We start from the raw sequence: 12849 nt of genomic DNA on the forward strand, positions 1-12849 counted from the left end.
GCAGGCAAGAACAATAAGGAGGCGGAGTAAGTGAGAGCAACCACTGACATGAAGCTGTCAGGCGTACGCAAGAAAAACAAGATTAAATGGAAGTCATATATTCCTTTATATCTGATGGCATTACCGGCACTAATCTACGTGTTCATTAACAACTATATGCCTTTGTACGGCATGCAAATCGCATTCAGAGAGCTGGATTTCTCCGGAAGTATTTTCTCAGGCAAGTTTGTTTGGTTTGATAATTTCAAGTTTCTGTTCACTACTAAAGACGCGATGATCATGACTCGGAACACCGTTTTGTACAATCTATTATTTATTGTGGTGGGTACGATATTTTCCGTATTCGTAGCTATACTCTTCAATGAGATCCTTAGCAAACGATTGGCGAAGTTTTATCAGTCTGCTGTATTAATTCCTTTTTTCATCTCTATGGTAGTCGTAAGTTACTTAGGATTCGCATTTCTGAGCAGCGAGAACGGATTTATAAATAATTCCATATTGAAACCGCTCGGAATTGATCCGGTATCCTGGTACACAGAACCAAAATATTGGCCATACATTATTCTGTTCGTACACACCTGGAAGGGAATGGGCTACAGTCTTCTTTTTATCACAGTAAGGATTATTACGATCAGTAAAGACTATTATGAAGCTGCAAAGATTGACGGTGCCACAAAATGGCAACAAATCTTTTATATTACGCTTCCCTTCCTCAAGCCAGTTATTGTTCTGATGACAATCTTGTCAATTGGTAGAATATTTTATTCGGACTTCGGATTGTTCTATCAGCTCCCAATGAGCTCTGGAGCCTTGTATGACGTAACCACGACAATTGATACCTATTCATTCAGAGCATTAATGAATCTTGGTGATATAACAATGTCAACGGCAACGGGCGTATACCAGTCTATAGTAGGATTCGTATTAATTCTAGTTACCAATTATGTAACTCGGAAATTCAGCAAGGAAGATTCACTATTCTAAGAACGGAGACGATAAAGCATGATTGAGAACAAAGATAAATGGTGGTCCTATGCTGGACACATTGTGATGATTATACTGTCCATTGTGGCAATAGCCCCTTTCCTGCTCCTACTGATGTCCTCCTTCACGGATGAAGCTACTGCACTGAAAAATGGATACAGCTTCTTTCCAGAGAAATTTTCGCTCAATGCTTATCATTACATTTCTAGTCAATGGGAGATGATCGGTAAGGGGTATCTGATCACGATTATTGTAACTGTAGTAGGTACTGTAGTCGGTGTGATAATCTCGGCCATGTTAGCGTATACGCTAAGCAAGCATGATCTTCCTGGGCGCAATCTGCTGATGTTCCTGTTGACCTTCACCATGTTATTTAACGGTGGCTTAACATCATCATATATTGTATATACTCAAATCTTCCATATTAAAGATACGATATTAGGTTTGCTTCTCCCTGGTTTATTGATGAATGCGTATAATGTTGTGATGTTTAAAAATTATTTTGAACACAGTATACCAAACGCACTGCTTGAATCCGCGAGAATCGATGGGGCGACTGAATTAAACATTTTTGCTAAAATATCGATGCCATTGTCATTACCGATGTTCGTCACAGTCGGATTGACCACAGCCTTGATGTATTGGAATGATTGGACGAATGGGATGTACTATCTCTCAACGAACAGTAGTATACAAAGCATTCAAACCATACTTAATAATATAAATGAGAATATCAAGTTCCTGCAGCAAAACAATGTTGGGAATATGGTCTCAACGGGAGATATGCCTTCTGCTACCATTCGAATGGCCATTGCTGTCGTCGGCGTAGTACCGATGCTTGGGCTATTTCCAATCTTTCAACGATGGTTTGTCAAAGGTGCGACTGCAGGTGCGGTTAAGGAATAAGACACTTTTTTGCAACCGTTAATTCAGAAAAGTTTCTCCAAAGCCAAAGTGGATAAAGGAGAGGAACAGAACAATGAAGGAAGAAGAACTTTTGCAAATCATAAACCAAATGACGGTTGAGGAAAAGATTTATCAACTCGTGCAATGGGACGGCTCGCTTTACGATGATAATTCATTCCTAACGGGGCCTAAGGTTGATTTGGATATTTCTGATGATGTCATTCGAAATATGGGATCTGTCTATAACGTATTCGGAGCAGAAAAATTAAGAAAATTGCAGGATGATCATTTGAAAACAAGCAGGCTGAAAATACCTCTTCTATTTGCTGCCGATGTTGTTTACGGATACAAAACGATACTACCGATTCCGTTAGCATTTGGGTGCTCATGGAATCCCAGACTCGTGAAAGACGGAATGGGTATGGTAGCTAAGGAAGCGTCTGCAGTAGGCATTCATGCAACGTTCTCCCCCATGGTTGACTTAGTTCGCGATCCAAGATGGGGACGTGTAATGGAATCTACGGGTGAAGATCCTTTTTTGAATAGTGTTTATGCACGAGCTCAAGTTGAAGGCCTGCAAGATAATTTAGATCACCAGCATCTTGCTGCATGTGTAAAGCATTTTGCGGCTTATGGGGCTCCGGAGGGCGGACGGGAGTATAACCACGTCGATATGTCGGAAAGAAGGCTTCGACAAGATTATCTACCTGCCTATAAAGCAGCTGTTGAAGCTGGATGTAAGATGGTTATGACCTCATTTAATACGGTAGATGGAATTCCAGCTACAGGGAATGAATGGTTACTTAGAGATGTTCTGAGAAAGGAATGGGGGTTCAAAGGAGTTGTTAATTCCGATTATGCCTCTATTAAAGAATTAATGGATCATGGTGCAGCAGAAGATGAAGTGCACGCAGCTAAGCTGGCTATTGGAGCAGGCGTAGATGTGGATATGAAGACATCCATATACGCGAATCACTTGAAAAAGGCTGTAGAAAGAAAAGAATTGGATATCACGAAGATTGATGAAGCCGTCTTAAGAATGTTGAATTTGAAAAATGAGTTGGGATTGTTTGAAGATCCTTTTCGCGGCATAGACCCGAAAGTTGAAGAAGAGGTTCTACATGCTGAGGGGAATAAGGAAATTGCACGCGCGTTAGCTCAAGAATCAGTCGTATTATTGAAAAATGACAATCACGTATTGCCATTGAGTAAAAACAAAAAGGTAGCATTAGTTGGACCTTATGCGAATGAAACATCCTTGATGGGAACATGGGCTGCTGCACATGCAGATCGCGAGCATATCATGACCTTAAAAACGGCGATGGAGAATAAAATAGGCGATAATCTATTGCACGCTCATGGGTGTGATATTGTCGATGATTATTCTTTTCTAGGTCATTTAGCGGTTTATTTCCAAGGCAGGTTTGCTAACAAAGATGTAAATAAAGACTTAGATGAAGCGTTAGAGGCAGCCAGCCAAGCAGATATCATTGTCGTTGCATTAGGCGAACATATGCTTCAAAGCGGAGAGGCTGCAAGCCGCACAGATTTAACGCTAAACAAAATGCAAGTTAAGTTATTAGAAAAACTTCACGAGCTAAATAAACCGATTGTTTGCATATTGTTTAATGGAAGACCGTTAATGCTTGATCCCATTCTGGACAAGATTGATGCTTTGGTTGAAGCTTGGTTCCCGGGATCTGAAGGAGCACTGGCAATCACTGATATTCTATTCGGCGATGTGAATCCTTCAGGGAAATTGACGATGAGCTTTCCGATGAATGTTGGTCAAATTCCTGTTTACTATAATGGCTTCAAAACGGGAAGACCCTATGTACCTGGAGATCTGACGAAGGAAGTTTCTAAATATACGGATGTACGGAATGAGCCTAGATATCCATTCGGATATGGATTATCCTATACCGAATTTGAATATGGCGATATTCAACTGGACACAAATGTTTTGATTAAACATAAATCCATCCATGCATCCATTACTATAAAAAATATTGGTGATCGAAGAGGGAAAGAAACGGTCCAAATGTATATTCAAGATATTGTTGCAAGCGTGGTGAGACCGGTTAAGGAATTAAAAGGATTTCAGAAGGTTCAGCTTGATTCAGGTGAAATGGTGAAAGTAGAATTCGTTATTACTGATGAGGATTTATCATTCTTTACGAAAGATATGATTTTCACTGCTGAAGAAGGAAAGTTCAAGTTGTTCATTGGCAAAAACAGCAGTGATGTTAAAGAAGCCGCATTTGAGTATGTAGATTAATATATCATAAAACGGATATCTGTCAGCTCACGATGAAACGCATTTGTTACCGCGGGTAATTATGTGCCATTACAATACTTTAGATTGAAGGGGATATCAATGAAATACAACAATCCAGTCATCAGTGGCTTCCATCCTGATCCGAGTGTATGCCGTGTAGGAGATGATTATTATTTAGTTACCAGTTCATTTGACTATTTCCCCGGAGTGCCGATTTTTCATAGTAAGGATTTGGTGAATTGGACTCAGCTCGGACATGTGCTTACACGCGAGAACCAACTGCCGCTTAAAAGGCCTTTCCCTATGCCGCTTTCCTTTGGAATATTTGCACCTACAATCCGCTATAACGAAGGCCGTTTTTATGTCATTACAACAAACCTCTCTCTTAGAGGGAAAAATTTCTATGTGTGGGCGGAACAGCCGGAAGGACCATGGTCAGATCCAATCTATATTGAAGGATGGGGCGGAATCGATCCATCCTTGCATTTTGATCAAGATGGAAAGGTTTATCTGACAGGCAACGCAGGGGGCAATGGGGAAGAAGACGGCATTTACCAAGCGGAATTAGAAATAGCTACAGGCAGATTGTTAAGTGAAAGACGACTCATTTGGAGGGGAACCGGTGGCAGCCACCCGGAAGCTCCTCACCTATATCACATGGATGGCTGGTATTACCTGCTGATCGCTGAGGGTGGAACCGAATACGGTCACATGGTCACCATTGCTCGAAGTCGTCATCCTTACGGACCGTATGAGAGTAATTCTTCTAACCCTATCCTATCTAACCGGAGCACAGGTAAAGGCATTCAGGCAACTGGTCATGCCGACCTCGTACAAGCTGCGGACGGAAGCTGGTGGGCTGTATTTCTTGGTGTTCGACCGATCACACATTCCAAACGCCATCACTTGGGACGGGAAACAAACCTTTCTGCAGTGAGTTGGACAGAGAATGGGTGGCCAATTATTGGTGAAGCAGGACAAGCGGAAATCGAAAATGATGCTGGAACTCTGCCACTTGGCGTCCCGGAACTTTGGGAGCCAAAGGATGATTTTAATTCGGACACGTTATCTCCTGTTTGGAATTTCTACCGAAACCCGCAGCCTGGATCTTGGTCACTAACAGAAAAACCGGGGTGGTTAACCTTAAACGGTCAATCATCGAACTTAGACGACGGTGAGTCACCAGCTTTTGTGGGTCGGAGACAGCAGCACTTTAACTGCGAAGTATCATCTTTGTTGGAATTTATACCTGTTGATGATGGTGATGAAGCGGGCCTGACCGTTTATATGAACGAAAACTATCATTATGAGATTGCTAGAACATGTAAACAGGGGCAATCTGTAGTAATCTTCCGGCGCCGAATCGGCAGTCTTTGGAAAGTGGAAGCGGAGGTGCCATATTCCGAATCGACAGTAGTGTTTCACATAAGTGCAACTGAGCAGCACTACAAGTTTTCATATGCTACGTCAAGTGGTGAAGTGATTGAGATTGGTACCGGTGAAACAGGGATGCTTGCAACCGAAGTAGCCGGCGGTTACACAGGTATTTTTATAGCTATGTATGCTACGGGGAATGGAAAGGATGCTCGAACATCTGCTCGTTTTGATTATTTCGAATATTGTCCAGGTGAGGAAAAAGAACCAATGGACTTTGCAGCAATGATCATAGCGTCTTTAAAAAACAAATAATTTTAAAATCTTTCGAATCCAATGGAACTGAAAGGAAGAGGAATATGACCGGACAAACCGTTAACTTGAATAACAAAACAAAAGATATTCGAGGGCTTATTGCCCAGATGACACTGGAGGAAAAAGCTAGTCTATGCTCTGGTGAATCGTTCTGGATGACCAAAGCGATTGAACGGCTGGGGATTCCATCCATTTTGCTGACGGACGGCCCGCATGGCGTTCGGAAGCAAGACGGTGCTGAAGCAGACCACCTGGGGCTCAATGGCAGTTCGCCGGCTACCTGTTTTCCATCTGCTGCCGGCTTGGCAAGCTCATGGAATTTGGAACTGGTGAACCGTGTAGGAGAAGCGTTGGGGAAAGAAAGTCAGGCAGAAGGGGTTTCCATTCTGCTAGGACCTGCTGCCAATATTAAACGCTCGCCGTTGTGCGGACGAAATTTTGAGTATTTCTCTGAGGACCCTTATCTAACTGGTGAAATGGCGATTGCACATATTAACGGAGTTCAAAGTCAAGGCGTTGGTACTTCGCTCAAGCATTTTGCCGTTAATAATCAGGAGCATCGTCGGATGACGATCAATGCGGTCGTTGATGAACGGACGCTGCGAGAAATCTATTTGACCGGCTTCGAAATGGCCGTCAAGAAATCGCAGCCGTGGACGGTGATGTCGGCCTATAACCGTGTCAATGGTGAGTATTGTTCAGAGAATGAATATTTGCTTACGGATATCCTCAAGAAGGAATGGGGACATGAAGGGTTTGTCGTGTCCGATTGGGGAGCAGTGAATGAAGCTGTAGCCAGCGTTGCAGCAGGAATGGCGCTTGAAATGCCAGCTAGTCATGGTATTGGACAGAAAAGTATTATTGATGCGGTCGAGAATGGTCAATTGTCCGAAGAAGTGCTTAATCAGTCTGTGGAGCGATTGCTTAGCGTAGTTTTCAAGGCATATGCGAATCGGAAATCCGATGCAGTGTATGATCAGGATGTCCATCATGCTTTGGCAAGACAGACCGCTCAAGAAACGATGGTATTGCTCAAAAACGACGGCGGAATTCTCCCACTTGCAAGAGAAGGGAAAATTGCTGTCATCGGAGCCCTTGCAGATAAGGTACGCTATCAAGGCGGAGGCAGCTCTCATATTAATCCGACGAAGCTAGATCAACCGCTCCAAGAGATGATAAAGGCAGCTGGCAGCCAAGCAGAAGTTAAATATGCCCAGGGATATGATCTAGATAGCGATGTTACTGTTGAAGCATTAATTGAGGAAGCTAAACAGCTAGGAGCTAGTTCCGACGTTGTCGTCTTGTTTGTTGGTCTTCCAGATCGCTATGAATCAGAAGGATATGACAGGACTCACCTGAACCTGCCCGAAAATCAACGAATCGTGATTGAACAAGTTGCTGCGGTACAGCCTAATCTCGTTGTAGTTCTTAGTAACGGCGCACCTATTGTAATGCCATGGATAGGCAATGCCAAGGCTGTCCTTGAAGGCTACTTAGGCGGTCAAGCGTTTGGAGGGGCAGTCACTGATCTTCTATTCGGTGACGCGAATCCAAGCGGGAAACTAGCGGAAACGTTCCCATTGAACCAGAAACATAATCCTTCCCATCCGTATTTCCCAGGTGAGAAGGACCAAGTGGAATACCGAGAAGGGATCTTCGTCGGTTATCGTTATTACGATTCGAAGGAGCTGGAGCCGCTTTTCCCATTCGGCTACGGGCTTAGCTATACTACATTTGAATACTCGGATTTAGATATTAGCAGTGCGAACATCACGGATCAAGAATCTGTGAACGTAACCGTTAGCGTGAAGAATACGGGACAACGCTTTGGACAAGAGGTTGTTCAACTCTATGTGAGAGCAGTCAATCCACATGTAATCCGACCGGAGAAGGAACTCAAAGGCTTCATTAAGGTCGCTCTTCAAGCAGGTGAGGAAAAGAAGGTTAGCTTCACGCTCGACAAAAGAAGCTTTGCGTATTATAACGAATCGCTGAGGGATTGGCATGTCGAGTCAGGTGAATATGAGGTGATGATTAGTAAATCCTCACGTGACCTCGTACTTCGTTCATCCTTGAAGGTAGTTTCTACTGTTGAGCTTCAGACTATCTTCCATCGCAATTCCACATTGGGCGAAATTATGAGTAATCCAAAAACAGCACCGCTTCTTCAGCGTTTGCAGGGTATTGCGCCGCAATCGGAACCGCAACCAGAATCGCTGTCGGATCCATCTGATGCCGTTTCTTCGGACATGAAGAAGGCGATGATTCAGTATATGCCGCTTCGTGGTCTACTGCCTTTTACGGGAGGCGCGATGACGGAAGAAACGCTGAACATGATGTTGGAGCAGTTTAATCATGCAGTTAAGAAAGCGGATTAATTATATCTGAATTCATTTAGAAACTTAATCGGAATCTTTAATATAAAAAGGCACAATCTCCTCAAGTTTAATTGAGGAAGTTGTGCCTTTGAACTATGTAATGAAAGTGTTTACTGTAATAAAGTCTTTAAAACACAAGTCAAGTAGTCGTGATAACGTTAGTCAGCTTTCTTGTATTGTAATAAGCTGAACAAAGTGAGCGAAGTATGATTGAAAGGGGTAATCACATGTTAAAGCAATCGTTTAATGAAAAATGGGTATTTTCAAAAGGTACGATAAACTTTTCAGCTTCCAATTCAGATCAAGAAATAGAAGTCACGTTACCACATGATGCCATGGTTCTTGAAGAAAGAAATAAAAATTGTGATAACCAACACAATACGGGTTATTTTCCAGGCGGAAATTATACCTATAAGAAAAATTGGTATGCGCCAAAGGAATATGAGGATAAAAACATCGTCCTCGAGTTTGAAGGCGTATATATGAATGCAATGGTCTATATTAATGGAGATTTTGCAGGAAAATGTCCATTCGGTTATAGCAACTTCTATGTGAAGGCTAATCGGTTCTTGAAATGGGATGCAGACAATGAAATCAAAGTTCTTGTTAAAAATGGAGCAGAACCGAGTTCAAGATGGTACACGGGAAGCGGCATTTACCGCAACGTAAACATTATGATTGGTGAACTGCTGCATATTAAGGAAGACGGCGTCCGAATTAGCACCCCTGACATTGCAGATGACCAGGCAATTGTAGAGATTAGTACCGTTTTGGAATACGACGGAAGGAATACGCAAAGAGCATATTTGTATACAGAGATTCAGGATGCAGCTGGGAATATCGTTGCGTCTGATATGGTGCCTGTAACCGTATTTTCTAGAGATTCAGTGACAGTTAGACATCGGATGTCGGTTCAAGCGCCAAAATTATGGTCAGTTGAAGAACCAAATCTTTATTATTGTTATTCCAAAATCGTTGTTGACGACCAAATAGTTGATGAAGAGAAGAATCATTTCGGAATTAGAAAGCTGCAATTGGATACACAAAACGGTCTAAGAATCAATGGAGAAGTCGTTAAGTTAAGAGGGGCTTGTATTCATCATGATAATGGCGTAATCGGTGCATGCACGTTTGAGCGGGCTGAGGAGAGACGCATAGAAAAGATGAAAGAAGCAGGGTTTAATGCCATAAGAAGTGCTCACCAGCCGATATCCAAAGCTTTGCTTGATGCTTGTGATCGGCATGGCATGCTAGTTATGGATGAAACGTTCGATATGTGGAATTCTTGTCAGACGGAATATGACTACGGTTTATATTTCCAAGAATGGTGGGAAAGAGACGTACAAGCTATGATCGACAAGGATTATAATCATCCAAGTGTCATTATGTATTCGATTGGCAATGAAATTAGGGAGGTTGCAACGGGTGATGGAGCAAGTATGAATCGGCAAATTGCTGAGAAGCTTCGTTCCATGGATGGAACAAGATTCATCACAACCTCTGTTAATGGATGGTTGTGTATTATGGATCGACTAGGTGAGGTCATGGCGAGCTTCGCCGGAGAAAGTAATGAAACAGCAGCTGATACCGAGCAGTTGGATTCTAACGAGATTAATACAGTGATGTCGAATCTTATGAATCAGAAGAATCAAATTGTTAAGCATGAAAGCGTAGGGGCAGTAACGGAAGAAGCGTTTGCGGCTGTCGATGTTGCAGGCTATAACTACATGAATGGCAGATATGAGATGGATAAGGAGCTTTATCCAAATCGGGTCATTTGCGGTACAGAGACGATGCCTCATGATATTGATATTAATTGGAGATTGACGAAGGCTAATAGCCATATTATCGGTGATTTCACTTGGACAGGCTGGGATTATCTTGGTGAAGCAGGCATTGGTAAGTTTGATTATACGTTAGATGAAAGTAAAGCAATCTACGCTCCGTATCCATGGTATGTCGCCTATTGCGGAGATATTGATATTATCGGCAATCGCAGACCAGCGTCCTACTATCGTGAAATTGTATGGGGCTTAAGAAAAGAGCCATTTATCGCTGTTCAAAGACCGCAGCATTACAATCAGAAATATATGAAATCAGCTTGGTCTTGGAGTGATTCGATCTCTAGTTGGACTTGGCCAGGCGCAGAAAACAACCCTGTGAAGATTGAAGTGTACTCGGATGCTGAGGAAGTAGAACTGCTGTTAAACGGTAATTCTATTGGTAAGGCTGCAGTGGGAGAGAAGAATCGGTTTAAAGCAATATTTGATACAGTATATCAGTCAGGTGAACTTACAGCTGTTGCGTATATGAGCGGCGAAGAAACAGGGCGTATGATCCTGAGAACAGCAGGAAAAGAACTTAAATTGAATGTGGAAAGTGATCGCGTGGAGCTGCAAAGCACAAGCGCTGACTTAGCTTATATCATGATCTCGTTGGTAGACGAAGAGGGTATCCTGCAGGCTTCATCGGATAGGAAAATATCCATATCTGTAGAAGGAGCAGGTACGCTACAAGGATTCGGCAGTGCAGATCCGAAGAGCTTGGAAAACTTCTACGATTTGGAAAGAACAACGTTTGACGGAAAGGTGCTTGCGGTTGTCCGCTCCAAATCGGAGAGGGGAACCATTACGGTGAATGCATCTGCAGATGGATGCGCTCCGCAAAGCATTACGATTCAAGTTAGATAAGTATGTAAAAATGTTCTAATTAAAGCGAAAGCCAACCAGATAACCTGGATGGCTTTTTTTCTAAGGAGCCCGAAGGTTCTCTAAGATGAAAATCTGCTCAATTCTCTGGTATGATAGATATATTGATTTGACAAGGAGGCGCTTACAATGGACTTTCAAACCGATATTTCTGATGAATACGCGAGACAGAGGGGGAATGCCATACTATCGTTTTTATTGGATTGCGTTCGCGACGGCCGTCGAATAAAAATCGAAAGAGAATTAAGTACTCCCGAAATTCAATCCTATACAAAGCTGATATTTAGTGATCGTTTGTCTTTTACCTATATGGTTGTTCAGTTTCTATGGCCTCAAATTGTACGTTCCGCCGTAGAAGGCGGGATGTCTGAAATGGTAGCCTCCGGTATATACCGCAACTATATCCAAAAGGCACAACATGCCAAAACCGTACAAGCTTTATTAGATTTACATCATCAAGTTTTCATTGAGTATGCTGACAATGTCGCTATTGCACAAGGGGATGAACGCTATTCTCCTTTAGTAAGGAATTGTCATCAATATATTAAAGAACATCTGTACGAATCCCTTACTGTCAGCGAAATTGCGGAGGCGCTTCACTTCAGCCGGAGTCATCTTTCCCATGTATATAAACGAGAGACGGGTGAAACGCTTTCTGATCGTATTCGTAAGGAGAAGATTTCAGAGGCTATGCAACTTCTCGAACATAGCTCGCTAACATTAAATGATATTGGACATAAGCTTGGCTTCAGTTCGCAAAGCCATTTCACCGATATATTTCGCAGGGAAACGAGAATCACACCTCATCAGTTTCGTCTTAAACCTGTTCGTAATCAAAGTCTAAGCATTCAAAAATAAGGGTAAGGAACAGGGCATCGAAAAAAACTGTAGCACGAAATAACTAAAAATAAACGAGTGAGTCCAGATAAGATATAGATCTTCTCCTTGGTGGAGAACGGTCTATTTCTTATTTGAACCTATTAAAAAATACCGTACAAATCTGATATAAAAAAGAGAAGACTTGTAACGTTACCGATTCGAAATTTGATAAAGTAAAGCTGTCATTCATATTAGCATAAGTTCTGTTTGATGAAGTTTTTCAAAAATCTAACCAATAGTTGAGGTGTCGCAAATGAAATTTAAAGATAAAGTGATTGTAATTACTGGGGCTGCTGCAGGACTTGGAAAACAGAATGCAATCCGTTTTGCCAAAGAAGGGACAAAAGTGGCGATTTGTGATATTCAAGAAGAGAAGTTAAAGGAAACGGCCAAGTTATGCGAGGCAGAAGGTGCAGAAGTATTAGCATTGGTAACAAATTTAAAAGAACAAGAGCAAATGAAGCTATTCGTGCAGAAGATTCAAGAGAAATTTGGACATGTTGATGTATTAATTAATGGAGCAACTTCATCGAACTATATGGTACCTTTCCTAGATCAGACAATTGAGGACTTAGAACATTCATTGAAAACGCAGCTTTTTGCTACATGGACCATGATGCAGCTTTGCCATCCTTTAATGAAAGAAAATGGCGGGTCGATTATTAATTTCATTAGCAATGCTGTGCAAGGCTTGGATGGATATGCGTCCTATACTGCAGCTAAAGGCGCTGTTGGCGCATTAACCAAGACCGTCGCTAAAGAATGGGGTAAATATAATATTCGAGTGAATAATGTAAGTCCTATAGCGATAACGGATACGGTAATCAATGACTCTCCGAAAGAGCTTTATGATGTCATTATGACGGAAGTGGCGAAATCTAGTCCCTTCAATAGAGTTGGAATACCGGAAGATGATGTTGTTCCCGTTATTTTGTTTTTGGCATCAGAAGATAGCAGATGGATTACCGGACAAGATATACGAGTTGAAGGCGGCGTAGATATACACTGGTAATCCAATTAGTGCATT

The 12849-nt window shown here is 42.2% G+C and carries 8 protein-coding genes; all 8 read left to right on the forward strand.

The genetic code is table 11. From position 1 onward, the window contains the following. The first annotated feature begins 30 nt into the window (after positions 1 to 30). The 8 genes from FGT79_RS00060 to FGT79_RS00095 all read left to right on the forward strand — a co-directional run bounded on the left by FGT79_RS00060 (position 31) and on the right by FGT79_RS00095 (position 12834). On the forward strand, positions 31 to 984 hold the full coding sequence (locus FGT79_RS00060; protein WP_246096054.1) for an ABC transporter permease: 954 nt from the start codon (positions 31 to 33) through the stop codon (positions 982 to 984). 18 nt (positions 985 to 1002) lie between these two features. Further along, positions 1003 to 1890 (forward strand): carbohydrate ABC transporter permease, encoded by an 888-nt coding sequence (locus tag FGT79_RS00065; RefSeq protein ID WP_138750759.1) that lies wholly within the window; start codon positions 1003 to 1005, stop codon positions 1888 to 1890. Between the two features lie 73 nt (positions 1891 to 1963). Further along, positions 1964 to 4168, forward strand: a complete 2205-nt coding sequence (gene bglX / locus FGT79_RS00070; protein ID WP_138750760.1) for a beta-glucosidase BglX — start codon at positions 1964 to 1966, stop codon at positions 4166 to 4168. A gap of 99 nt (positions 4169 to 4267) precedes the next feature. Continuing rightward, entirely contained in the window at positions 4268 to 5857 is a 1590-nt protein-coding gene (locus FGT79_RS00075) for a glycoside hydrolase family 43 protein (RefSeq protein WP_138750761.1), read from the forward strand. A 44-nt stretch (positions 5858 to 5901) separates the two neighbouring features. Further along, positions 5902 to 8235, forward strand: a complete 2334-nt coding sequence (locus tag FGT79_RS00080) for a beta-glucosidase (protein ID WP_138750762.1) — start codon at positions 5902 to 5904, stop codon at positions 8233 to 8235. Between the two features lie 227 nt (positions 8236 to 8462). Further along, complete coding sequence (locus FGT79_RS00085; RefSeq protein ID WP_138750763.1) at positions 8463 to 10925, forward strand: glycoside hydrolase family 2 TIM barrel-domain containing protein; 2463 nt, start codon at positions 8463 to 8465, stop codon at positions 10923 to 10925. Positions 10926 to 11072: 147 nt separating this feature from the next. Then, a complete protein-coding gene (locus FGT79_RS00090; RefSeq protein ID WP_138750764.1) occupies positions 11073 to 11801 on the forward strand; it encodes a helix-turn-helix transcriptional regulator in 729 nt (242 codons plus the stop codon). Between the two features lie 274 nt (positions 11802 to 12075). Then, complete coding sequence (locus FGT79_RS00095) at positions 12076 to 12834, forward strand: SDR family NAD(P)-dependent oxidoreductase (RefSeq protein ID WP_138750765.1); 759 nt, start codon at positions 12076 to 12078, stop codon at positions 12832 to 12834. Positions 12835 to 12849: the final 15 nt, after the last annotated feature.

The sequence above is a fragment of the Paenibacillus sinopodophylli genome (assembly GCF_005930355.1).
Lineage (GTDB): Bacteria > Bacillota > Bacilli > Paenibacillales > Paenibacillaceae > Pristimantibacillus > Pristimantibacillus sinopodophylli.

Bases quoted from the DNA above. Each gene is read 5' to 3' on its own strand.
- FGT79_RS00075 (WP_138750761.1), top strand. From the start codon at position 4,268: ATGAAATACAACAATCCAGTCATCAGTGGCTTCCATCCTGATCCGAGT.
- FGT79_RS00085 (WP_138750763.1), top strand. From the start codon at position 8,463: ATGTTAAAGCAATCGTTTAATGAAAAATGGGTATTTTCAAAAGGTACG.
- FGT79_RS00065 (WP_138750759.1), top strand. From the start codon at position 1,003: ATGATTGAGAACAAAGATAAATGGTGGTCCTATGCTGGACACATTGTG.
- bglX (WP_138750760.1), top strand. From the start codon at position 1,964: ATGAAGGAAGAAGAACTTTTGCAAATCATAAACCAAATGACGGTTGAG.
- FGT79_RS00090 (WP_138750764.1), top strand. From the start codon at position 11,073: ATGGACTTTCAAACCGATATTTCTGATGAATACGCGAGACAGAGGGGG.
- FGT79_RS00095 (WP_138750765.1), top strand. From the start codon at position 12,076: ATGAAATTTAAAGATAAAGTGATTGTAATTACTGGGGCTGCTGCAGGA.
- FGT79_RS00080 (WP_138750762.1), top strand. From the start codon at position 5,902: ATGACCGGACAAACCGTTAACTTGAATAACAAAACAAAAGATATTCGA.